The organism is Sorangium sp. So ce176 (genome assembly GCF_051519835.1).
Taxonomy (GTDB): Bacteria; Myxococcota_A; Polyangia; order Polyangiales; family Polyangiaceae; genus Sorangium; species Sorangium cellulosum_G.
In genome coordinates this window covers 10,051,723-10,074,431 of record NZ_CP150371.1, presented here as the reverse complement: position 1 = coordinate 10,074,431, position 22,709 = coordinate 10,051,723, and the positions used below count along the sequence as shown (strand labels likewise).

General features: G+C 73.4%; 18 protein-coding genes. 12 read left to right on the top strand and 6 right to left on the bottom strand.

What is annotated here, in order from left to right; all coding sequences use genetic code 11:
- Nucleotides 1-298: 298 nt before the first annotated feature.
- From WMF42_RS38195 to WMF42_RS38165, 7 genes are all read left to right on the top strand, one after another.
- Nucleotides 299-568, top strand: a complete 270-nt coding sequence (locus WMF42_RS38195) for a hypothetical protein (protein ID WP_061611779.1) — start codon at nt 299-301, stop codon at nt 566-568.
- A gap of 255 nt (nt 569-823) precedes the next feature.
- Nucleotides 824-2,365 carry a YncE family protein gene (locus WMF42_RS38190; protein WP_437688117.1) on the top strand — a complete coding sequence of 514 codons (1,542 nt, stop codon included), beginning with the start codon at nt 824-826 and terminating at the stop codon, nt 2,363-2,365.
- Nucleotides 2,362-3,777 (top strand): YncE family protein, encoded by a 1,416-nt coding sequence (locus tag WMF42_RS38185; RefSeq protein WP_437688115.1) that lies wholly within the window; start codon nt 2,362-2,364, stop codon nt 3,775-3,777. Before WMF42_RS38190 ends, WMF42_RS38185 begins: the two co-directional genes overlap by 4 nt.
- Before the next feature lie 195 nt (nt 3,778-3,972).
- Nucleotides 3,973-5,328, top strand: coding sequence for a hypothetical protein (locus WMF42_RS38180; protein WP_437688113.1), 1,356 nt, complete (start codon nt 3,973-3,975; stop codon nt 5,326-5,328).
- 866 nt (nt 5,329-6,194) lie between these two features.
- Nucleotides 6,195-7,190 carry an expansin EXLX1 family cellulose-binding protein gene (locus WMF42_RS38175; protein WP_437688111.1) on the top strand — a complete coding sequence of 332 codons (996 nt, stop codon included), beginning with the start codon at nt 6,195-6,197 and terminating at the stop codon, nt 7,188-7,190.
- Nucleotides 7,191-7,423: 233 nt separating this feature from the next.
- A complete protein-coding gene (locus WMF42_RS38170; RefSeq protein ID WP_081426961.1) occupies nt 7,424-8,557 on the top strand; it encodes an alpha-hydroxy acid oxidase in 1,134 nt (377 codons plus the stop codon).
- A gap of 247 nt (nt 8,558-8,804) precedes the next feature.
- The gene (locus WMF42_RS38165) at nt 8,805-9,758 is read left to right on the top strand and encodes a metallophosphoesterase (RefSeq protein WP_061612016.1); all 954 of its coding nucleotides are present in this window, start codon (nt 8,805-8,807) and stop codon (nt 9,756-9,758) included.
- 31 nt (nt 9,759-9,789) lie between these two features.
- On the opposite strand, the gene WMF42_RS38160 is transcribed toward WMF42_RS38165, so the two are convergent.
- A complete protein-coding gene (locus WMF42_RS38160) occupies nt 9,790-10,203 on the bottom strand; it encodes a hypothetical protein (RefSeq protein ID WP_437688109.1) in 414 nt (137 codons plus the stop codon).
- A 122-nt stretch (nt 10,204-10,325) separates the two neighbouring features.
- The gene (locus tag WMF42_RS38155) at nt 10,326-11,315 is read right to left on the bottom strand and encodes a Kazal-type serine protease inhibitor family protein (protein ID WP_437688107.1); all 990 of its coding nucleotides are present in this window, start codon (nt 11,313-11,315) and stop codon (nt 10,326-10,328) included.
- A 731-nt stretch (nt 11,316-12,046) separates the two neighbouring features.
- On the opposite strand from WMF42_RS38155, the gene WMF42_RS38150 reads away from it, so the two are divergent.
- Nucleotides 12,047-13,273 (top strand): ROK family transcriptional regulator, encoded by a 1,227-nt coding sequence (locus WMF42_RS38150; RefSeq protein ID WP_061612019.1) that lies wholly within the window; start codon nt 12,047-12,049, stop codon nt 13,271-13,273.
- 255 nt (nt 13,274-13,528) lie between these two features.
- Here the strand turns inward: WMF42_RS38150 and WMF42_RS38145 are convergent, their stop codons facing one another.
- Nucleotides 13,529-13,981 (bottom strand): hypothetical protein, encoded by a 453-nt coding sequence (locus WMF42_RS38145; protein WP_061612020.1) that lies wholly within the window; start codon nt 13,979-13,981, stop codon nt 13,529-13,531.
- 14 nt (nt 13,982-13,995) lie between these two features.
- Nucleotides 13,996-14,775 (bottom strand): helix-turn-helix domain-containing protein, encoded by a 780-nt coding sequence (locus WMF42_RS38140; protein ID WP_437688104.1) that lies wholly within the window; start codon nt 14,773-14,775, stop codon nt 13,996-13,998.
- A gap of 340 nt (nt 14,776-15,115) precedes the next feature.
- Between WMF42_RS38140 and WMF42_RS38135 the strand changes: the two genes are divergently transcribed.
- The 3 genes from WMF42_RS38135 (at nt 15,116) to WMF42_RS38125 (ending at nt 17,886) form a co-directional block, all read left to right on the top strand.
- Nucleotides 15,116-16,159, top strand: coding sequence for a hypothetical protein (locus WMF42_RS38135; protein ID WP_437688102.1), 1,044 nt, complete (start codon nt 15,116-15,118; stop codon nt 16,157-16,159).
- Nucleotides 16,160-16,239: 80 nt separating this feature from the next.
- The gene (locus WMF42_RS38130; RefSeq protein ID WP_061612023.1) at nt 16,240-16,443 is read left to right on the top strand and encodes a CopZ family metallochaperone; all 204 of its coding nucleotides are present in this window, start codon (nt 16,240-16,242) and stop codon (nt 16,441-16,443) included.
- A 63-nt stretch (nt 16,444-16,506) separates the two neighbouring features.
- Nucleotides 16,507-17,886, top strand: a complete 1,380-nt coding sequence (locus WMF42_RS38125; protein ID WP_437688100.1) for a GH1 family beta-glucosidase — start codon at nt 16,507-16,509, stop codon at nt 17,884-17,886.
- 252 nt (nt 17,887-18,138) lie between these two features.
- On the opposite strand, the gene WMF42_RS38120 is transcribed toward WMF42_RS38125, so the two are convergent.
- Both WMF42_RS38120 and WMF42_RS38115 read right to left on the bottom strand, forming a co-directional pair.
- The gene (locus WMF42_RS38120; RefSeq protein WP_061612024.1) at nt 18,139-18,447 is read right to left on the bottom strand and encodes a hypothetical protein; all 309 of its coding nucleotides are present in this window, start codon (nt 18,445-18,447) and stop codon (nt 18,139-18,141) included.
- Nucleotides 18,448-18,604: 157 nt separating this feature from the next.
- Nucleotides 18,605-20,812: a protein kinase domain-containing protein gene (locus tag WMF42_RS38115; protein ID WP_437688097.1), complete on the bottom strand. Its 2,208-nt coding sequence runs from the start codon at nt 20,810-20,812 to the stop codon at nt 18,605-18,607.
- 144 nt (nt 20,813-20,956) lie between these two features.
- On the opposite strand from WMF42_RS38115, the gene argS reads away from it, so the two are divergent.
- Entirely contained in the window at nt 20,957-22,690 is a 1,734-nt protein-coding gene (gene argS / locus WMF42_RS38110) for an arginine--tRNA ligase (protein ID WP_061610975.1), read from the top strand.
- The last annotated feature ends 19 nt before the right edge of the window (nt 22,691-22,709 follow it).

Below are 22,709 nucleotides of genomic sequence, written 5' to 3'. Positions count from 1 at the left end.
CTGAAATTGTTTGATCCCATACGTTTCTGCTCGCTCCGGTGAGGTCGGCGTCGAACCCGCGCGACAGGGCCTCGGAGGGCGTCGAGCGGGTCGCCCCCGATGAGCGCGCTGGTCGCCTGCGCCGCGGCGCCACCTGGGGCGCAGACAACGACAGGGGCCGGGCTCGTCCGCATGGACGGCTGTGCCCGGCGCCGTGAATGACCTTCTCCCACAGGCGCGCCGGCGGGAGTGGACGCTGGATTGCATACAGGACAGCGCACGGAACGCTGAACGCGTAACGCGGAAGGAGGAAGCGACGATGGGTGATCAACGACGTGACGCCGCGGAGCGGACGGCCGCGCACACCGGGGCGGGCGAGGGCGTGCCGTCGGAGGAGATCGGGCACAGCCCCGGGCTCGATCCGCCGGGCGCGCAGCCCGAGGACGACGACGCGGATCCCCGGGACGAGGCGTATGCCGACCGGCCCGCGGGCAACGACCCGTCTGCGCCGAAGGACGGGCGCGAGCCAGTCGGGCAGTCCGACTACACCGATGTTGCGGCCATCCAGCGGCCGCCGGCCGACTCCTGAGCTGGCCTTGAACGGCCGCCGGCCGACTCCTGAGCTGGCGGCCACAACCATGCTCACCTGATGCCCCTGCCACCTTCATCCTGCCCGCGCGAGCCCTCCCCCGAGGCAGCTCGACTTCCCGTCTGCGTCCGCTCGATCACCGCCGGGGCACCGGCGCGGCGACGTCGCTGTGTCCGGTGCGCCACCACGAGGGGCTCGACATCCGGGCACGCTCGGAGTACGCGGGACCGCTCCCGGTAGAGACGCAGGTGCGCAGTGGACCACGAGACGTCGAGCGACATCGAGCCTGGCTCCAGCGCCGCTGACGCGCGGGAGGCCCTCCATGCCGCCGAGGCGAGCCCGTCGGCCGAGTGGGCGGACGCGCCGTCGACCCGCCCGCCCAGCGCCAGTGAGGCGATTTGCCCTGTCTGTCTCGAGCGCATCACCGCCGGCGTGGCCCTCTGCCCCGAGTGCGGCGAGCCGCCCGACGCAACGAGGAAGCCGGTGCGGGCCCCCTCGGTCCCCGACGCCCCGCCGGACGCGAGCTGGCTCTCGCTGCACTGGCGCCCGCTCGTCACGATCGGCGCCATCCTCGGGCTCATCAGCACCGGCGGGGCGCTGCGCTACCTGGCGCCCCACCGGTTCTCGCCGTCCAGGGCCGCCACGGCGGTCGCCCCGCCGGCGCCTGTGTGCGGCGCCCCCTGCTGGAGCGGCGAGTCGTGCCAGCTCGGCCGCTGCGTCTGGCAGCGCCCGAACAACGTGGGCCACCTGGTCGACGCGCCGTCGATCGCCGGGCCCTTCCCCCTCCCCAAGGACGCGGCCGACGCGCTCCCGCTCGACCGCGATCGCTTCGCTGTCGCGCTTTCCTCCGGCCTCGAGGTGCGCAGCTCCAGGACGGGCGAGGCGCTGAGCCTCGTCACCGAGGCGCCCCACGTGCGGCGCCTCTACCGCGTGGGCGACGTCGTCTACGCGACCTCGCCCTCGCGCATCTACGTGATCGACGCCGCCACCACGCGGCTGCTCAAGACGATCGAGCTCGGCGAGGCCGTGGGCGACGTCGTCGTCGGCGCCTCGGGCCGGCGCGCGCTCGCCTCGCTGCCGGAGGCGCACGCGGTGGCGATCCTCGCGACCGAGTACCACGCCGAGATCGAGCGCATCCAGTTCGGCGACGACGCCGTGGGCCCCGTGGCCGTCGACGACAGCGGCTCCCGCGCGATCACGACCACGGGCCAGCTCCCGCAGCCTGGCCAGCGCGAGCCGGCGTCGGGTGGCGTCGCGTACCCGTTCGACCCGAGCCGGCTCGGGTCGGAGCAGGATCGCGTGCGCACCTCGATGGTGGGCAACCCGGCCAGCGCGCTCATGAGCCCGGACGGCTCGGCGGGGTTCGTCGCGCTCCGGGCCGAGAACACCCTGGTGCCGCTCACCTGGCTCCCATCGGGCGCGGTGCGGCAGGAGGCGCGCATCACGACGTGCCGCGAGCCGGAGCAGATCGAGCTCGTCCGGAGCGACAGGCGCGCGATCGTGCGGTGCAACGAGGGGCGGGCGATCCAGGTCTTCGACCTGGCGAAGCGCGAGCTCGTCCGCGCTGTCACGTTCCCCGGCCGCGCGCTCGACATGGCGGTCGCGCCGGACGGGGCGCAGGCGGTCGTGGCGCTGAGCGGCGACGGGGCCGGCTCGGTGGCGCTCGTCGACCTGAAGAGCTACGCGGCGAAGGTCCACCCGCTCGGCGGCGAGCCGACGCGGATCCGGCTCGCCCCGGACGGCGGCTCGGCGCTCGCGCTCGGCGATCGCGCCAAGGTCGCGTGGGTGCTGCAATGAGCGAGCGTCGCGTCCCGTGCCCGAGCTGCGGCGTCCGCGTCGTCGAGGGGGCGCGCAAGTGCCGCGCCTGCAAGGCGTGGCTGGGCGAGCGTCCCCGCGGCTCCTCCGCCTCGCTTTCGGGCCGCGAACCGCGCCTGACGCGGGTGTCGGTGTCGGTGGCGAGCGGCGTCGCGGCCGTGATCATCGCCCTCGTGACGAGCCTGAAGTCGCCCGTCGGCGAGGCCCCGCCGCTGACAGCGCTCACGCCCGAGGGCGCGGCCTCGCCCGATGTGCCCGACGACGCGCCGAACCCCGCCGCGTTCGGCCCGGACCCGACGCCGCCGCCCCCGCCGCCCGAGCCGACGGGCCGCTGGCGCGCCCGCGACTTCCGGATCGGGGACGTCCACCCGCTCGACGTTGTCTTCAACCCGAGCGGCACGTCGATCTACGTCAGCGGGGACGACGCGTCGCTGCGCGAGTACAAGCTCGACAGCGGCGAGATCATCCACAAGGCGTCGGTGCCGGCGCAGGGCGATCACATCCGGCTGCTGTTCGACCGGTACGTCGCTGTGCTGCGGCACGAGGACGCCGCGCGGATCCCTGTGATGGACACGACCGCGTGGGATCGCGACCCGGTCCTGCTCGACGTGGGGCGGAGCCCTGGCGACATCGTGGCGCTGCCGGACGGCAGGACGGTTGTCGCGGCGACGACGGACACGAAGCGGGTGACGAAGTTCGAGCTGCCGACGGGGGTGCGGCTGGCGAACATCACGCTCCCGCACGCGACGGGGCAGCTCTTCCTTGTGCAGGCCGAGGGGCGGCCTTACATCGCGGCGCTCGGCGCGCTGACGCACGCCGGCCGCCCGGCGGGCGCCTGGATCGACCTGTTCGACCCGAGCGAGTCGCCGTTCGGCGCGACGCGGCGGAGCATCGCTGTCGGGCGCGAGCCGCGCGAGGGCGACATCACCGCGGACGGCGGCGCGGTGTTCTTCCCGGATCGGCTGTCCAACACGGCGATCCTGCTGCGCGTCGCCGGGGTGACCGAGACGCGGAAGGCGCCTGTCGGCGTCGGGCCGACCGCCGGCTACCTGCTCCACGACGACAGGTATGGAATCACGCTCAACGCCGAAGCGCGGACCGCGAGCGTGATCGATCTCTCGACGATGGCGGTGAAGAGCACGCTGCCGTTCCGCGGGGTCCCGCGGACGGGCGTGACGTCGCCCGATCGGAGGACGCTCTTCGTGGCGCTCGGCGGGACGCAGTGGCCGCCGGTCGGCAGCGGCGTCGCGGTCATCGCGGGCGACCCGCCGAAGGTCGTCGCGTCGCTGCCCACCGGCAAGGGCGCGTGCGCGGTGGCGGTCTCGAAGGACGGCGCGCGGGCGGTTGTCGCCTCGTACTGGGACCGGTCGATCACGGTGCTCGAGCAGCAGTAGGCCTGCTCGAAGGCCCGGGACGATGTGGCTCGCCGGACGCCCCACGGCGTCCCTCTCCGGTGGAGCAGCTCCGGTGAAGCGTCCCGGGTTGACGCGCGGTGAAGCGTCCCGGGTTGACGCTCCGCGCGGCCCGCCGGATACCCGTCGCATGGGCACGGGGAACATCCTGGCCCCCGTCGGGGTCGGGCCACGGTGGTGAGATCCTCGCCCTTCCGTTCCTGCCTGGTCGCGCTGGCAGCGCTGCTCGCCGCCTGCCGTGGCGGCGCCGGCGCGCCTGACGCCGGGCCGGCGCAGGCGCAGGAGGTGGCCGCTGCCGCGCCGGCGTCCTCCGTCCCGCTCGCCCCTGTCCCCGCGGCGAGCGCGGCGGCGCTGGACGCGGGAGCCGTCGCGGCAGCGGACGCGGCAGCGCCGGACGCGGCAGCGCCCGACGCCGGCGCGGACGCCGCAGTCGCGGCCGCGGCGCCCGACGCGGGCTGCAAGCTCCGCCGGGGCCCGCTCGCGCTCTCGCTCCGCGGGCCGGCGCTGCTGTGGTCCCCGGACGAGAAGGCGCGCGCGGACTTCCGGGTGATCTTCAACCGCGACGGCGTGGCGCAGCCCGTCGCGCCGGCGTTCGCCGCGCTCGTCGGCTCGGTCCCGCCGCGCGACGATGTCGCGACCGACGCCGGCGCCGGCAGCGGAGAGCCCGCGCGCGCGTCGTGGCCGGCCTGCGCCGTCGCCTCCGGGTTCGTGTTCTGCATGGATCAGGGCGGCACGATCCGGAGGACCCCGATGTCCGGCGGGGCGGCGCCGCCCCTCGGCGCCGGGCGCCGCGGCACGGGGATCTCCGCGGTTCCGCTGCCCGGGGGGCACACGCTCCTCGCCTTTCTCTCGGACCGCAAGACAAGCGAGGGCGTCGTGACGCAGGCCTTCGCGGTGCTCGACGACAGGCCCGCCGTGCCGCTCTCCGAGGAGGGCAGCGGCGCGACGTTCGTCGCCCTTTCGCCGTGGAAGGACGGCGCGCTCGCGATGTACATCGACGCGCGCTCGGCGCTGACGCCGGTCCACGCCCGCACGCTGCGGCCCACCGCGGAAGGCAAGCTAGAGCTCGGCCCTGACGCTGTGCTCTTCGTCGGCGACGCGGGCGAGTCGCGGATGGGCGGCGCGCTCGCGATCGGGCCCGAGGGCCCGGCGTACGTGCTCCTCCCGGCGTCGAAGGACATGTCCGAGTTCGGCATGGCCGCGATCCGCATCGCCGACGCGCCGCGCGACGACATGCCGGCTGTCTGGTCGCTCTACCCGAACGGCCTCAGCCCCGCGCCGATCGCGGCCACGCAGGGCGTCTCGCCGATCCACGTGGCCCGCGTCCGACCGATCGCGCCCGAGCCCGGGGCGCGGCACGCGCTCGAGATCGGGCAGCTCGACGCGGAGGGGCGCTTTCAGGCGCGCTGCCTTGCCGTGGAGGGCAAGTCGTTCAAGCACGTGGCGATCGAGGCGGACCGCGGCGGCTCGCTCTGGCTGGCGTACACGACCAGCGCCGGCACCTTCGTCGAGCAGCGCGCCGTCGGCCCGTGAAGGCAGCGGGCGCGCTGGCCGCGATGCATCCGCGCGCCTGCGGCCATGGGAGCGTGAGCGCAAGCGCGGCGATGGGAGCGCGAGCGCGAGCGCGGCGCCGCGGCCGCTCGCGGCGCTCGTCTCCCGCGGCGCGCAGAAACCGAGATCGACGCGCCGGTCTACCCGGAACAATAAGGTATGAGAAGATACCCCATGGGCGCTCCGCCACGTTCTCCCCTCACGGCCGACAAGATCCGACCGGGTGATCCCTACGAGCTCTCGGAAGGAGAGCTGGTCGAGTGCTTGCCGACCGGGGAGCGCGGCGGGCGAGGCAACCTGGTGGGCGGCTCCGTGCTGGACACCGATCCAGCGGTCGAGTCTGCCGGTGTGGATGTCGGCGTCTCCGTGCGCCCGGACATGCTCCGTGCGCCGGACATCTCGGTAGGAAACGTCCAAAACAAGCCCGGATGGGCGAGCGCGGCGCCGCCGCTCGCCGTGGAGTACGCGGACACGGGGCAAGACGAGGGCGAGCTGCAGCGCAAGCCCTCCGAGAATCGGAGCGGGAGCACGGACGCGAAGCGGGTCCGCCCGCCTGCCGGCGTATCGAGCCGAGTCGAGCGGACACGCGGCAAATCGCCAGCTCCCTCCGCGCATGCGCGTGTCGCCCGCCAGTGAAAACTCCTGCGCTCCCGGCGCGGTTGAGCAAACGAGTCCGCCCGATTCACGACCCCTTCCGAGCCCGCAATGTGCGCCAGGGCCCTTGTCTCAGCGCACGACATCGCGCCGAGGTTGTTGCGTCACTTCCCCTCCTGGCGTAAGCCAGCTCCGTGGAACCACAAATCCACTTCTATCGTAAATCTTAAGGAGCCGAGATGAAGCTAGATTCCGTGCCCACGGGCATTTTATGGCCCCTCGTGTCGCTGATCGCCCTCGGCCTCACGGGCTGTGGTGACGACGGCAGCGGCGACTCCGGCGGTGGTACGGAGAGCACGTCGACCGCCACCGGCGGCCAGGACGGGCAGGGCGGCGCCGGCGGCGGCGGGGTCACCGCGACGGGCACGGGCGCTGGCCCGGGCAGCTCCACGACGACCGGCGCTACCTCGACGAGCAGCGGCGAGCCCGCCAGCACGACGGCCGCGACAACCACCGCCGCCACGACGGGCACGGGCGGCGGCGGGTCGGTGAGCTGCGGCTATCCCGCGGTGACAGAGAACGGATCCATCACCTTCTACACGCTCGACATGGGCTCGGCCGAGGTGAACTGCAGCTACCAGATCACCGGGCGCAACCCGGACATCGTCGCGCACGTCCCCTTCGGCGGAGGCCAGTACTTCGCCGCCATGAACACCCAGGACTACGACGCTGCGGGGATGTGCGGCGCGTGCGTGGAGGTCTCCCGCGACGACGGGCGCAAGGTGCAGGCCATGGTCGTCGACCAGTGCCCGATCGCCACGAACCCGAAGTGCGTGCGGGGCCACATCGACCTCAGCAAGAACGCCTTTCTCCAGATCGGCGCCGAGCGCGAGGGGTATCTCGGCACCACCAACGGCGGCGCCGCGGGGAAGATCTCGTGGAAATACATCCCGTGCCCGACGACGGCCCCTGTCACCTTCCGCCTCAAGGACGCGACCAACCGGTACTGGAACGAGATCATCGTCGAGGGGCACGCGCACCCGATCGAGAAGGTCGAGGTGGAGATCAAGGGCACGTGGCAGACGGCCACGCGGCAGCCGTACAACTACTTCGTCGTCGGCGACGGGGACATGGGGGCTCCGCCGTACCATGTCCGCGCCACCGACATCAACGGATCCTCCGTGGAAGCCATGCTGGACCTCAAGGCGGGTGACCAGCCCGCGGGCGCCCAGCTCCCCGCCTGCAACTGAGACCGACCGGCATCCGGCCGATCGAGCCCTGCGCGCCGCGGCGGCCACCCAGGCCCAGCGGCGCGCCCCTCGCGCGGCGCCGCGGCGATCTCACCGCGCAAGGCGCTCTGCTCGCCGCGCACGAGCCTACCTCGCCGGAGCGCCCTCGCGACGCCGGCTCCCCGCCACCCGGGCTGGTAAGATGGCCGGCGCCCGCGGTCAGGATGGTTCGCGGAGCTCTCCAGGAGAACGCCGTGCAAGACCCTCGCCCCGCCCCGTCGCTGCTCACCGTCGACGACTTCGAGCGCGCCGCGCGCGCCCGGCTGTCCAGGATGGCCTACGACTACTACCGATCGGGCGCCGACGAGGGCAGGACGCTCCGGGAGAATCGCCGCGCCTTCCGCCGCCTCGAGATCCACTACCGCGTGCTCGTCGACGTGTCCGAGCGGGACATGAGCACGACAGTGCTCGGCGCGAGGGTGCCATTCCCCATCCTCGTGGCGCCCACCGCCTACCAGCGCCTCGCGCACCCCGACGGCGAGCTCGCCTCCTCGCGGGCGGCATCGGAGCTCGGGACCATCTTCACGCTCTCCACGCTCTCGACGACGAGCCTCGAGGCGGTCGCCGAGGCGTCGCCGGGGCCGAAGTGGTTCCAGCTCTACGTGCACAAGGACCGCGGCCTCACGCGCTCGCTCGTCGAGCGCGCGGAGGCGGCTGGCTATCAGGCGCTGATGCTCACCGTCGACACGCCGCTCCTCGGCCGCCGCATCGCGGACGTGCGCAACGGCTTCGCGCTGCCCGAGGGGCTCGTGATGGCGAACCTCCGCGACGCCGCGGCGTCCGCCCCGGCGGGGGAGCAGGGCTCGCTGCTCGCGGCCTACGTCGCCGCGCGACACGACGCCTCGCTCACGTGGCGCGACGTCGAGTGGCTCGGCTCGCTGACGAGGCTGCCCATCCTGCTCAAGGGCATCATCCGCCCGGACGACGCGGTCCGCGCCCTCGACGCCGGCGCGGCCGGCGTCATCGTCTCCAACCACGGCGCGCGGCAGCTCGACGGCGCCCCGGCGACGATCGAGGCCCTCCCCGCCGTCGCCGACGCGATCGCCGGGCGGTGCCCTGTGCTGATGGACGGCGGTGTCCGGTGGGGTACGGACGTGCTGAAGGCGCTCGCGCTCGGCGCCCGCGCGGTGCTGGTCGGGCGCCCCGTCCTGTGGGGCCTGGCCGCGCTCGGCGGCGAGGGCGTCGCGCGCGTGCTCGCGGCCCTGCGCGACGAGCTCTCGGTCGCCATGGCGCTCGCCGGCTGCCCCTCCCTCGCGGCGCTCGATCGCGACCTCGTCCGCCGACCCCAGGCGCGTTGCCGTTGCCACGACCGCTCTCAGGACCGTTGAACGGTGCCTGACTCGCACGAGCATAAAGTTTTCCAAGATCGGCGCTGTCACACACGAGCGCACGCTGGATTGCGGCGCTTCCCTGGATGAACGGGGCGCAAGAAAAGGTGGCGGCCATTCGACCTCGCCCGTAGACTCGGCGACGGTGAACAGCGCTGTACGTGCGAAGGAGCGGTGGCAGGGGCTCTTCAGGCGAGGCGCTGGCGCCTCAGGGGAGATATCGGAACCCGGGGCGACGGACGCGACCATGGGGATTCGCCTCCGGCGCTTCGCCGGGCCGGCCGCTTACCTCGACCAGGTCTCCTCGCTTCGCATTGCCCACCTGACCGATCAGCACGTCGGCCGGGTGACGTCGGTCCGGGTCCAGCGCGCGGCCGTGGAGATCACGAACCAGCAGCGGCCCGATCTGGTCGTGCTCACCGGCGATTTCGTGTGCCACAGCCAGCTCTACCTCGATCAGCTCGAGGAGGTGGTGCGCGGCTTCGAGGCGCCGGTGATCGCCGTGCTGGGGAATCACGATCACTGGTCGGGCGCCGACGCGGTGAAGCGCGCGCTCGAGCGCGGGGGCGCCGCGGTGCTGTGCAACGCGAGCACGGTGATCACGCTGGGCCATGAGCGGCTCCAGGTGGTGGGGCTCGACGACGCCTACACAGGCCATGCGTCGCGCGAGAAGGCGGTGAAGGGGATGCGGCGCGATCTGCCGACGCTGGGCCTCTCGCACATCGCCGAGGAGGCGGACGGGCTCTGGCGTCACGGCGTCCCGCTGGTGCTCTCGGGCCACACGCACGCGGGCCAGGTCACTGTCGCGCGCCTGAACGAGCTCTCGATCGGCAAGATCGCCGGGCACCGGTACATCCACGGGCTCTACGGCACCCGCAAGCGGGCAGAGCCCGGCCAGGGGGCGGTCTACGTGGGGGCAGGGATCGGCGCGGCGGTGATGCCGCTGCGGCTCGGCGAGCGCGGCCAGCGCGAGGTCGCGATCTTCGAGCTCGGCAGCGAGCCGGGGTCGTTCGACGAGCACCACGCCGAGCAGGTGCCGCACCAGGGGCGCAAGCCGTCGCCGGAGCTCCTGGCGAGCCGGGCGGCGCGGGTGGCGAGGAACCGCGAGCGGCGGGCGGCGCGCGGGATCCGGCCGGGCGAGGGGAGCACTCAGGGAGAGGGGAGCGCCCAGGGCGAGGGGAGCGTCGGCGGGGAGCCCTGAGCCCGCGCTTCAGGCCGCGCGGGGCTCCGCTTCAGCTCGCGTCGAGCGCGCGGCGCAGCGCCGCCTCGAACGCGGCGCGCTCGTGGTAGATCTCGATCCCGCCGACGGCGAGCTTCATGAGCCAGGCGCCCAGGGCCACGATCTTGGCCTCGACGAGCACGTGCTCGGTCACCGACGCGCTCTCCCGCACGGCCCGCAGGTACTCGACGAGGCGGACGCGAACGATCGAGTCGTAGCCGGTCACGCCCGTGCAATCGAGGAACTCGTCGATGTGCCCGTGGAGCGCCACGCATTGCAGCGTCGGCTTGACGAGGCAGGCGAGGAGCGGAGCGTCGATGTGCCCCGTCAGGCGGTAATAGATGATGTGGCGTCCTGGATACGATACCTCGACGCTGCCCCGATCGGACTCATGGCGGACATCGACGGGAAGTGGCGAGCCGAGCATGTCGTTCTCCTGCGCCCCGCGCCGCCCGGAGGTCCAGGAGCCCGGAGGCCCAGGCGATCGACGTCGAGCACGGCTCCCCACCTTACGCGAGGTCGCGCGGAGAGACCAGCCCGCGGTGCGCCTCACTCGATAGGCGCGCTCGCGCACGGGCCCCGCTGATCGACGGAGATGCCGGTGGCGGCCGCGACGCAGGCGTTGGAGTACGTCTGTCCATCGCACCCGCACACGGGCGCGAGCTCCTTCGTGCAGGCCTCGGGCTTCTCCGCGCAGGCGCCGGCCGCGTCGGCGCGGCCGCAGATCGCGTCGGGCGCGTACTTGCAATAAAGCCCGTCGCCGCAAACGCGCGGCCCGCCGAGGGTGAAGCCGCCGCAGCTCTCGCCGAGCCCGACGATCGTCGGGCCGCACTCGCCGAGGCTCTTCACCGAGACGCCGGCCATCGCCGCGACGCAGTCGTTGCCGTACGTCCGGCCGTCGCACCCGCAGACAGGATCGTAGTCCTGCCGGCACGCCTCCGGCACGAGCTTGCACGTGCCGCTCCGATCGTAAGCGCCGCAGTTCGCCTCGGGGGCGAAGTCGCAATACAGCCCCTCCGCGCAGCGGAAGCCGGCGATGCCGCCGCACATCGCGCCGGGCTGCGCGCGCGGCGAGCAGACCTCGCCGCCGCAGGAGAGGCGGAGCTCGACCTCGACGGGGGTCCGCTGCGAGACGACCTGCACGACGTACGAGCCGGTGCCCTGGCTCTGCCACGTCGTGGAGCCCTGTCCGAGCGAGCCCCTGATCCGCGGGACATTCCGCAGCCTCCCGTCGGTCGTGACCTCGTGCACCCTGACGGCGACAGCGGCGCTCCTGCCGGCGGCGACGGCCCGCAGATCGAGCGTGATCGTCCGGCCAGGATGGCTCGTGAAGTGCGCGTAGACCGACTCCCCGCGGCCCACCGAGAGGCGGTTTTCATGATCGAAATACGCCGGGACGGCGGCGACGTCGCTCAGCCTGAGCGCGCCCTCGACTGTCCCCGTCTCCTCCTGGTCTGCGACCTCGGCAGGGTCCGATGATGCCGTGCAGCCGGCGAGTGTTACAGCGAGAACAGCACCCAGAACATTCGCCATGTTCATGATCGTGAAAACTCCTCATGAGGAAATGGGCCCAGCGCTCCGGGCGTCCCCTCGGAAATGCGAATCGGCTGCGGGATGGACGACGCCAGCGCGGCCGCGAGGCGCGCTGTCTCGGTCCCTCATCCCGGGCAAGCGGTTGCTAGGACCCGTGGATGGGCCCGTCAACCGCCGTCCGGGAGAGCAAGCCGACAGCGCTCGTGGCGCGACGGTCATTCGTCCTGCGTCTCCCTGCGATATCGCTGTGTCCTCCATGCCGCCGAGCTCTCGCCCGACCCGGGGTGGCAGTGCGTCGATATGTCCACGCTCCAGCGCCTCGACGATCGCTCCCCTCATTCATCCACGTCGTCAGCTCTCATCGACTCGGCACCTGGTGCCCTCTGTCGTCCGCTACCTGCGTTTGCAATCAGCGTTCCCCGCGAGATGAGATGAGCCCGCCCGCCGCTGCTCTCTGCGGCGCCGCGGGGGGCGCGGCGCGCGGCGGAGACGGGGATCCGGGTCGGTCCGGGCGGGGCCGGCGGCGGGAAGGGGTCGCGCACACCCTGTTCCCACATCACACGCGGTGATGAGGCGTTCCGCCACACGGCGTCGTTCGCTGTACGACGCATCGCCGTGCTGCGGGGCAGTTTGCTACGGGGGCGGAGCGCTCGAGGCGACGCGAGGGTTCGAGGCAGCGGGGCGGTGACGGCCCTTGCTTTCGATGCTCGAGCGCGGCTAAGTCTTGGTCCGCTCGAATGGTCCGTCCCACCGACAAGACCGCGAACAACCGCACCCCGCGGGAGCTGAACCGCGCCCTCGTGCTCGACCTCGTCCAGGAGCACGGCCCGATCTCCCGCACGAACCTCGCGCGGCTGAGCGGGCTGACGAAGCCGACGGTCTCCGCGATCATCGAGGAGCTGCTCGACAGCGGCAGCGTCCGCGATGTCGGGTCCGAGTCGCGCGGCGGGCGCCCGGCGCGCCTCCTGGAGTTCAACGACGACAGCGCGGCCTACCTCGGCATCGAGATCGGCGTCGAGCAGACGGCCGTGGCCGTGGCCGACGCGCGCGGGCGGACGCGGGCTCGCCTGGAGCAGCCGGCCGTCCTGCGCGATCCGCATCGGACGGTCCGCGACGTTGTCGAGCTCCTGCCGAAGGTGCTGCAGCTCGCCGGGGTGCCGCGGAAGCGGCTTCGCGGCGCGTGCGCCATCTTGCCCGGGCTCATCGAGCGGCCGAGCGGCGTCTGCGTGCTCGCCCCCAACCTGGGCTGGGAGCGGTTCCCGCTGCGCGCGGAGCTCAGCCGCGCGCTCCGCATGCAGGTGCCTGTGTACAACCTGCCCCAGGCGGCGGCGGTGGCCGAGGGGGAGCTCGGGGCGGCGCGGGGGCACGCCTCGTACGTCTGGATCTACGTCGGGCTCGGCGTCGGCGCGGGGCTCGTCGTCGATGGGCGCCTGTTCTTCGGGATGCAGGGGTACAGCGGCGAGATCGGCCACTGTCGTGTCGCGGACGACGGCCCCCCGTGCGGCTGCGGCCGCCGCGGCTGTCTCGAGACGTTCACCTCGGTGATGGCGCTCCGGCGCGCCGCCGAGGCTGCGTCGTCGCGCTCGAGCGCGCTCGCCGCGCTCCCCCGGCCGCACGCGGTCGCCGCCATCGCGAGCGCCGCGCTGGCCGGTGACGAGGCCGCCCGCGGGATCTTCCACCAGGCCGGCGCGCAGCTAGCGCGCGGCATCGGCGTCCTCCTCAACCTGCTCAACCCGCAGCTCGTCGTGCTCGGGGGCGAGGCGATCGCCGCGCCCGACATCCTCCTCGCCGGCCTGCGCGAGGAGCTGCCGCGCCACGCCGTCCGCGCCGGAGAGGTGCCGGTCGTCGCCTCTCCGCTCGGCAGCGAGGCCGGCCTGCTCGGCGCCGTCCTGCTCGCGCGCGAAGGCGCTGTGCGCTCCCTCCGCCTCGTCCCCGACGGCGTGCTCCAGGACAGCGCCCCGTAGCGCGCCCCCGCGCGCTGCGCGGGGCCCGGACGAAGAGGCTTTGTCAAGAGGCTTGTCGAATTCTCTGGGCCCGATCGCGCCGGCCCCCGGGCTCGCCCGCGGCGCCGGTCGGGGCTCCACGAGAAGAAGAGAGTTGGAACCACAGAGGGCACAGAGGGCACAGAGGGAAGAGAATGAACTCTGAGCCCCTCTCCCTCTCTTCTTTCTCTTCTCTCTCCCTCTGTGCCCTCTGTGCCTCTGTGGTTTTTTATCTCTTCATCCCGTCCTCCGCCCGCTGAGCAACGCGGGCGAACCACGCTCTCCGCGCGCCGCGCTGTCCGCGGCAGACGGCGCACCGGAGCGCCCCTCGGCGAAGAGCGGCGCGAACGCGCGGCGCTCGTGCCAGGTGAGGGCGCCGAGGAGTCCGAGGAGGATGACAGCGTTGATGCCGGCGCGGGGGTCGAGCAGCAGGTGGAACAGGGCGATGTTCACCACGACCGGCCAGAGCAGCGCCACAGCGAGGGCGCGGCGGCGGCCGAGGAGGAGCAGGACCGCCGCGGTGAGCTCCACCGCCTTGACGGCGTGGATGTAGCCGCTGTCGACGAGCATCCGGGTGAACGGGTGGAGCGGCTCCGGGACAGGCACGATGCGCACGAAGCCGTTGATGCCGCCGAGCAGCACGATGAGGCCGAGGGAGATGCGGATGGCGTCGACAGCGCGAGGGGGCATGGGTCCTCCTGGTTTCAGGGGACCACCATGCGCCCCGGCGCGGCCGGCGCTTGTACGAAGTGGCTGCGAGCGACGGCGCCCGGCGTGCGGCCCAGCGTGGCGGCGACCGCGCGCGCGAGGTGGGCCTGGTCGTGGAAGCCGCCGGCGAGCGCGGCCCGGGCCGGCGCGGCGCCGTCCACGAGCGCCCGGACGGCCGCCATGACCCGCAGGAACGTCACGTAATCGCGCAGGGGGTGCCCGAACGCGTCGTGGAACAGGTGGGAGAGCCGCGAGCGCGAGAGGCCCTCCGCGGCGGCCAGCGGGCCCAGCGCGGGGCGCTCCGGCGCCTGCTCCGCGAGGCGGCGCATGGCGCGCAGCACGCGGCGGTCGACCGGCGGCCGCTCCGGCGTGAACGCGCGGGCGCACGCGGTCATGAGCTCGCGCGCGGCGGCGTTGTCGAGCCGACCGCGGAGCACCTCGCGCGCGGCGGCGCGCACCCGCTCGGCCTGGGCCCCCTCGAGCGCGAGCACCCGCCCGCGGACGGCCACCTGCGCCCCCGCGCCGAGCCCGCCGGGCGGCAGAAAGGCCGTGACCGTCGGTCCGGGCGCGATGATGGCGTGGGCGACGCCGGCGCCGGTGAGCACGGGCGCGCGCACCTCGAGCGGCCGCGCGCCCTCGCGCTCGACCCGGAGAGGGCCGTCGACAGGCACCACCAGCTTGACCAGGTGGAGGGCATGGCGGCGCGTCCCGCCGGCGTCCTCGACGACGTGCACGCCGCCTTCGTCGACAAGCGCCGTGTGCTCGCGAGCCGCCACCCGCGAGAGCCAACCACTCCGGCGCGGACGGCGCAAGCGCGCAGCAGCGGTGATCCGCCGCGAGCACCTGAATCCGTAATGAGGCGAAGCGCACGCCAGCAAGCGCACGTGAACACGCAGACGACCGGAGCCTCGATGCGCTGTTGACGAAAAGTGACGAAAACTGTCGTCAAGGCTGGCAGAGGCGCGCCGGGTCCGGGTAGGATCATCGCCAGTCGGGAGCGACATCACGGCGGATTGGGGCCGCCGGGGTGTTGGCGCCAAAGCCTCGTGCCGGAGGACTGGACGCATGTACAGTTATCTTAAGCATTGCGTTGTTGTGTCCATATTTCTCACTGTCGTGGCGATTTCTTCATGCGAGCGGCCGAGCCACCTGGGTGGGAGCTGCGAGTCGACGGCCGACTGCGAGTCGGACACGCAGTACGCGCCTGGCACGGAGTGCGCGGACGGGGTGTGCACCTGCGTCCAGGAGGGCCACACCCTGTGCTGCGAGCCCGAGGACACGGCGCCTGATTGCTTTCTCGCCTGTCGGCCGTGCAGCGAGTGCCAGGAGGGCTGGTTCAGCTGCGCGCCGGGGACGGCGGGGACGGCGTGCGACAACGACGCGAAGTGCGCCGGCCCGCCGGACCCCCGCTGCGGCGTCGGTCGTTGCGTGGACCGGGTGTGTGAGGTGGACATCTACCCCGGCCCGCTGCCCTCGCAGGTGCGCGGCGACTGCGCGCGGCTGGAGTGCACGCACGCGGGGGAGGTCGTGTCGAGGCCCGACCCGTCGGACCTCTACAACGATGGCAACCTGTGCACCTCGGATATCTGCTCGGAGGAGAACAGGCCTGTCAACGTGCCTCTCGACAACGGGGTCAGCCTCTGGGACCTCTACAAGGTCGATCAGATCTGCTACGAGGCGGAGACGTTCGACTGCATCGTCGAGGACAACCAGTGCGGGGCCGACCGCATCTGCATCCCGGTCGTGGGCGCGCAGCGCGGCGGGGGCTACTGCGCGCCGCGCCACTGCATCAACGCGCGGCGCGACCCGGACGAGGCCGACGTCGACTGCGGCGGTATCTGCAGGCGACCTTGCGAGAGCGGAAAGATGTGCACCGTGGCGCTGGACTGCATCTCCGGCGTGTGCCTCGGCAGCCCGGGGACATGCCGGGGCGCGATGGAGGCCGACGGCGTGCGGAACGGGTCCGAGACCGGCGTCGACTGCGGCGGCCCGTGGAAGCCGTGCCTGCCCGGGGACGGGTGCGCGGCGGCGGCGGACTGCGAGGCCGGCGTCTGCTGGGCCGGCGTGTGCCAGCGGCCGACGTGCCTCGACGGCGTGCAGAACGGTGACGAGCTCGGCGTGGACTGCGGTGGGCAGGCGTGCCCGGCGTGCCCGCGCTGAGCCCGCCGGCGGGGCCGTGGGCCCAGCGCGCCGGCCGGCGGCGCGTTGACGCTGCCGCGTGGAGCGGGCATAGGGGGGTGATGCGCAGACTCGCTATCGAAGGGATGACCTGCGGCCACTGCGTCCAGGCGGTCTCGAAGGCGCTCGCGAAGGTGCCCGGCGTCACGCGCGTGGGCGAGGTGAGCCTCGAGCGCGGCGAGGCGATCGTCGAGGGGAGCGCGACGGCGGAGGCCCTGCTCGCGGCCGTGCGCGACGCCGGCTACGAGGCGCGCGACGCGGGCTGACGTCGCTGTGCGCTGACGTCGCGGTGCCGGACATCGGCCGCCTTTGATATGGTGGCGGCCACCATGACGCGAGAACAGGGTCAAAAGGGCTTTCCCGAAGGGTTCCTCTGGGGCGCCGCGGCGGCGTCGTACCAGATCGAGGGCGCCGCGCAGGAGGACGGCAAAGGGCCGTCCGTGTGGGACATGTTCTGCCGGAAGCCGGACGCGGTGTGGAACGGCCATACGGGCGACGTCGCGTGCGACCACTACCACCGGTACCAGGAGGACGTCGCCCTCATGCGCGACATCGGCCTCCGCGCCTACCGACTCAGCACCTCGTGGCCGCGCGTGCTGCCCGAGGGCACGGGCGCCGTCAACGAGCGCGGGCTCGCGTTCTACGATCGCCTCGTCGACGCGCTGCTCGAGGCGGGCGTCCAGCCCCATATCACCCTGTTCCACTGGGACTTCCCGCTCGCGCTCTACCACAAGGGCGGCTGGCTGAACCGCGACAGCGCGGACTGGTTCGCCGAGTACACGAGCGTCGTGGTCCGGAAGCTCGGCGACCGGGTGAAGGACTGGATGACGCTCAACGAGCCTCAGGTGTTCGCCGGGGCCGGCCACTACGAGGGCCGCCACGCGCCCGGCGACCGGCTGCGCTTCGCCGAGGTCCTGCGCCTGTGCCACCATGTCCTGCTCGCGCACGGCAAATCGGTGCAGGCGATCCGCGCGGCGAGCCTCGGCAAGTGCAATGTCTACTATGCGCCGGTCGCGCAGGTGAAATACCCAGCGAGCTCGTCGCCCGAAGATCTCGAGGCCGCGCGCGCGGCCACGTGGTCGGTGAACGCGCGCACCACGTGGACCAACACGTGGTGGATGGATCCCGTGTTCTTCGGCAGGTACCCCGAGGACGGGCTCCGCCTGTTCGCGAACGAGCTGCCCGAGATCCGGAGCGGCGATATGGAGATCATCGCCCAGCCCGTCGATTTCTGCGGCGTGAACGTCTACTGGGGGTTCCCCGTGCGCGCCGGCGCGAACGGCGCCGCCGAGGTCGTGCCGCATCCGGTCGGACACCCGATCACCGCCTTCGAGTGGTCCGTCACCCCCGAGTGCCTCTACTGGGGGCCCAGGTTCTTCCACGAGCGGTACAAGCGCCCCATCGTGATCACCGAGAACGGCCTGTCCACCCGGGACTGGATATCGCTCGACGGGAAGGTGCACGACCCCCAGCGCATCGACTTCATGGCGCGCCACCTGATCGAGCTCCGCAAGGCGATCGCCGACGGCGCGGCCGTGAACGGCTATTTCCACTGGTCCATCCTGGACAACTTCGAGTGGGCCCACGGCTACAAGCACCGCTTCGGCCTGGTCTTCGTCGATTACCCGACAGGCAAGCGCGTCCCCAAGGACTCGGCGCACTGGTATCGCGAGGTCATCGCCTCGAACGGCGCGACCCTCGGGGGGTGAGCCGGCGGCCCGGGGGGCCTGGACAGATCGCCCGAGAGGTCCCCGGGGCTGCCCTTTGCGCTGCACGAAGCTGGCGGTCGACCGGTCCGGGCGCAACATGCGCGGCTTCGTCATCGAGACGACGTCGCTCGGCGCGCCGGAGCTCCCGCCCGAGATCGAGGTGCGGCCACCCGCCCGGAGCCGCCGGGCGAATGGCCGTGTCGCCGGCGCGCGCGCTCCGCGGCCCCGCCGCCGAGGTGCGCCCCGGGCCGCTCAGGAGGCGATCGGCTCCTCGGCGTCTTCCTCGTCCTCGTCGTCGAGCGGCTCGTCGTCCCCGCTCGCCAGGTCGTACCCGTGCGGATCGAACTCGTCGAACATGGCCTGCAGGCGCTCGGTCAGCGAGTCCCACGTGTCCGGCGGCTCGCCGGACTGGCGATCGCGCTCCGCCAGGGCGAGCGCGGCGGCGACCGCCGAGGTCAGCGGGCGCGCGTCCTGGAGCACCGCGACCTTCGAGGCGTCGCCGCTGCACGCGTACGCGAGCAGATACGCCCTGTAGATCTCCTCATTCGTCTTGTCGCTCATTCCTCTTCCTTCGTCCTTGTCGTCCGGCGCGCCCCTGGGGCCGTGCTCTGGCCTCCTGGGCGCCGCGGACAGGGGGTGCGAGCGTAGCCCATCTCGGCGCCCCTCGGGGGGCCGCGCCTCGCCCGGGGCGCGCGGGCGGCGCGGGCGCGGCCGGTCGTCAGTGGTGCAGCCGGTCGCGCAGCGCGCGCACGGCGCGCTCGAGCCCCGCGTGATGATGGAAGCAGCACTGCCCGATGCGCGGCTGGCACTGCGACGAGCGGAGCATCTCCAGGAACACGAGCGCGCGCGCGTCGCCCTCGAGCGCCGCGCGGTCGAAGAGCGCGTGCTTGCGCCGGCAGGGGGCCTCGCGCAGCTCCACGGCGATGCGCAGCGGGACGCTCGCGCGCTTCAGCACCTCGGGGCGCCGCAGCAGCGCGGCCGCGCGCTTGCCGCCCTGCGTGCCGCCGTAGCCGCTCATCATCTCGTAGGCGATGTCGAGGCCGTCGGGGCCGAGGCGGCTCTCCAGGGCGTCGAAGATCGCGTCCGCGCGGCCGTCGGCCCGGTACGCGCTCTTCACCGCGGCGGCGGCCGCGGACGTCATCACGTCGCGATCCGCGAAGGCGGCGCGATCCCTGTCGAGCAGCGCGAGCAGCGCTTCCTCTGCCGCCTCCCACCGCTTCGCCTGGACGGCCTCCACGAGGCGCGCCCGCTCGGCCGGCAGGGGCGCGCCGTCGATCGGCCCCGGACCCGCGGGCGCCGCGCCTGCGTCGGCCGCTGCGCCCTCAGCGAGCTCCGCGCCTGCGTCGGCCGCTGCGCTTCCAGCGAGCTCCGCGCCTGCGTCGGCCGCTGCGCTTCCAGCGAGCTCCGCGCCTGCGTCGGCCGCTGCACCCCCAGCGAGCTCCGCGCCTGCGTCGAGCGTCGCGCCCCCGGTCGGCGCCGTCACGGAGGCGGCCTGCTCGAGGTCCGTGGCGCCCGCGGCCGGCGCCGCGGACGGGGCTGGCGGCCGCGCGCCGAGGGCGCCCGGCGCCCCGGCGGCCGGCGCCTGCATCGCGGCGGGCGCCTCCCCGAGCTCCGCGCCGGCGACGGCCAGCGCGGGCGCGCCCGCGTCCAGGCGACGGAGGAGCAGCGCGCCAGCGGCCGCGCCCACCGCGACCACCGCCGCCGCGCCGAGGAGCCACCCCAGCGCGCTCCTGCGCTGCCGCGCACCGCGCCCCGCCGCCCCGCGCGCATCCTTCCCGGCCGGCGCCGCGCCCGCCGCACCCGCGTGCGCCGCGCCGGCCCCGGCGCCCGCGCCACCGTCGGCCGCGGCGCCTGCCCGGTCCTGCTGCGCCGGCGGCGCGGCGGGCTCGAGCGCGCGCAGCGCGCCCCCGTGCGGCGCGATGCCGCCCGAGAGCGGCTCCTTCCACGGAAGCAGGCCGATCGCCTCGGACCTCGGCACGGCCGCGTCGAGCGCGGCGAGCAGCGCCCGCGCGCTCGCGGGGCGCGCCGCCGGCGCCTTGCGCAAGAGGCGCATCACGAGCGCCTCCAGCTCGCGCGGCGCGTCCGCGCCCGGAGCGCGCAGCCGCAGCGGCGGCGGCGCCGTCTCGCGCTGATCGCGGAACAGCTCGACGGGCAGGATCGAGTCGAACGGGTGCTTCCCCGCGAGCATCTCGTAGAGGATCAGCCCGAGGGCATACAGGTCGGAGCGCTCGTCGACGTGATCCATGCCCTGCGCCGCCTCCGGCGCCATGTACGCGAGCGTGCCGAAGACCATGCCGCTCAGCGTGATCGGGTCGGGCTCGGGCCGCGCCTCGCCGCTGTGCGCGTCGGTCGTGGAGAGGCGCTCCAGCGGGACCTTCGCGAACCCGAAATCGATGAGCTTCACGGCGTCCGTGCCGTGCTCGACCATGACGTTGCGCGGCTTGAGATCGCGGTGGATGACGCCGCGCTCGTGCGCCGCGGCGAGCGCGGCCGCGATCTGCCGCGCGATCTCGGCGGCGCGCGCGGCGGGCACCCGGCCCTTCTTGATGATGCGGTCGAGCGTCGTGCCGCGGACGTACTCCAGCACGAGGAACCGGGAGCCGTCGGGGAGGCTCCCGAAGTCGGTCGCCGACGCGATGTTCGGGTGCTGGATGTGCGCGCCCGCGATCGCCTCGCGCTCGAAGCGCGCGGCGAGCTCCGGGGAGCCCTTCGCCGCGGGCAGCAGGAGCTTCACCGCCAGCCACTTGCGCAGCAGCAGGTGCTCGGCCTTGTAGACCGCGCCCATCCCGCCTGTCGCGACGAGCTCGACGATCCGGTACCTGTCCGAGATGACCTTCCCCACCATCTGGGCCGCCGCGCTCTCCGCCGTCGCGTCGCTCGCGGCGGGCTGCGGGGGGCCGGGGGCAGGGGGCGGGGAGGCGCTCACGGGAAGGCGTGAACTGTCCGGCCTGGTGCGTTTTTTGTCAAAGGCGGAGAGAGGCGGGGAGGAGCCGGCGGCGCGGCGGCGCGGCGGCGGGAGCGCGCCGGCTTGCCTATTGAATTGGCCGCGTGCCCGGGCCAAGGATGCGCCATGGCCGATCCCGTCCACGCCCTCGCCCGCGCACTCCAGGCGGCGATCACCGCCGCGTTCGGCGCCGAGCACGCCGCCACCGATCCTTCCCTGCGCCGCTCGGCCCACGCCGACTACCAGGCGAACGCCGCCATGGCGCTCGGCAAGCGCCTCGGCAGGCCGCCGCGCGATGTCGCGGCCGCGATCGTGGCGCACCTGGAGGTCGGCGGGATCTGCCGCAAGGTCGAGATCGCCGGCCCCGGGTTCGTGAACCTGACGCTCGACGACGCCTACCTCACGGGCGAGCTCGCCGAGACGGCGGGCGGCGGGCGGCTCGGCGTCGCGCCCGCGGCCGAGCCCGAGACGGTCATCGTCGACTACTCGGGGCCGAACGCCGCGAAGGAGATGCACGTCGGCCACCTGCGCAGCACGATCATCGGCGACGCCCTCGCGCGCGTCCTCGAGGCGCTCGGCCACCGCGTGATCCGCCAGAACCACCTCGGCGACTGGGGCACGCCGTTCGGCATGCTGATCGAGCACATGCTCGATCTCGGCGAGGCCGCCGCGGCCGAGGAGCTCTCGGTCGGCGATCTCGACGCGTTCTACCGGCAGGCGCGCGCCAAGTTCGACGGCGATCCCGCGTTCGTCGAGCGCTCTCGCCTCCGGGTCGTGCGGCTCCAGGGCGGCGACGAGCCGACGCTCGCGCTCTGGCGCAAGCTCGTGCGCGAGTCGACGCGCTACTTCGGGTCGGTCTACCGCCGGCTCGGCGTGACCCTGACCGAGGCCGACTTCGCCGGCGAGAGCTTCTACAACCCGATGCTGGCCGACGTCATCGCCGAGCTCGCCGAGAAGGGGCTGGCGCGCGAGAGCGAGGGCGCCCTGTGCGTCTTCCCGGCCGGCTTCACCGGCAAGGGCGGCGAGCCGCTGCCGCTCATCATCCGCAAGCAGGACGGCGGCTACGGCTACGCCACGACCGACCTCGCGGCGATCCGCCACCGCCTCGCGACCGTCGGCGCGCAGCGGATCGTCTACGTCGTCGGCGCGCCGCAGAGCCAGCACTTCGCGATGGTCTTCACGACCGCGCGGGAGGCCGGCTGGCTCAGGCCGCCGGCGCGGGCCGAGCACGTGGCCTTCGGCTCGGTGCTCGGCGCCGACAAGAAGATGTTCAAGACGAGGGCCGGCGACACGGTGAAGCTCTCGAGCCTGCTCGACGAGGCCGTCGAGCGCGCGGCGAAGGTGGTGCGCGAGAAGAACCCGGAGCTCGACGCCGAGGCGGCCGGCGCTGTCGCGCGCGCCGTCGGCGTGGGCGCGGTGAAGTACGCCGATCTCTCGAGCGACCGCATCAAGGACTACGTGTTCGACTGGGACCGGATGCTGGCCTTCGAGGGGAACACGGCGCCTTATCTGATGTACGCGCACGCGCGCATCCGGTCGATCTTCCGCAAGGGCGGCGTCGAGCCCGCGCGCGGCGCCGGGTTCGCGCTGGGCGATCCGGCCGAGCGGGCGCTCGCGCTGGAGCTGCTCCGGTTCGGCGCCGTGCTCGAGGACGTGGCCGCCACGCTCGAGCCGCACCGCCTGTGTGGCTACCTCTTCGAGCTCGCCGGCTCGTTCACGACCTTCTACGAGCGCTGTCCCGTGCTCCGGGCGGAGAGCGACGAGGTGCGCCGCTCGCGCCTCGCGCTTTGCGATCTCACGGCGGAGGTGCTGGCGAAGGGCCTCGGCCTGCTCGGGATCGAGGCGCCCGAGCGGATGTAGCGCGCCGCCGGGGGGGCGC

Coding starts and splice junctions, on each gene's coding strand:
- WMF42_RS38195 (WP_061611779.1), top strand. CDS start 299: ATGGGTGATCAACGACGTGACGCCGCGGAGCGGACGGCCGCGCACACC.
- WMF42_RS38185 (WP_437688115.1), top strand. CDS start 2,362: ATGAGCGAGCGTCGCGTCCCGTGCCCGAGCTGCGGCGTCCGCGTCGTC.
- WMF42_RS38165 (WP_061612016.1), top strand. CDS start 8,805: ATGGGGATTCGCCTCCGGCGCTTCGCCGGGCCGGCCGCTTACCTCGAC.
- WMF42_RS38160 (WP_437688109.1), bottom strand. CDS start 10,203: ATGCTCGGCTCGCCACTTCCCGTCGATGTCCGCCATGAGTCCGATCGG.
- WMF42_RS38155 (WP_437688107.1), bottom strand. CDS start 11,315: ATGAACATGGCGAATGTTCTGGGTGCTGTTCTCGCTGTAACACTCGCC.
- WMF42_RS38150 (WP_061612019.1), top strand. CDS start 12,047: ATGGTCCGTCCCACCGACAAGACCGCGAACAACCGCACCCCGCGGGAG.
- WMF42_RS38145 (WP_061612020.1), bottom strand. CDS start 13,981: ATGCCCCCTCGCGCTGTCGACGCCATCCGCATCTCCCTCGGCCTCATC.
- WMF42_RS38130 (WP_061612023.1), top strand. CDS start 16,240: ATGCGCAGACTCGCTATCGAAGGGATGACCTGCGGCCACTGCGTCCAG.
- WMF42_RS38125 (WP_437688100.1), top strand. CDS start 16,507: ATGACGCGAGAACAGGGTCAAAAGGGCTTTCCCGAAGGGTTCCTCTGG.
- WMF42_RS38120 (WP_061612024.1), bottom strand. CDS start 18,447: ATGAGCGACAAGACGAATGAGGAGATCTACAGGGCGTATCTGCTCGCG.
- argS (WP_061610975.1), top strand. CDS start 20,957: ATGGCCGATCCCGTCCACGCCCTCGCCCGCGCACTCCAGGCGGCGATC.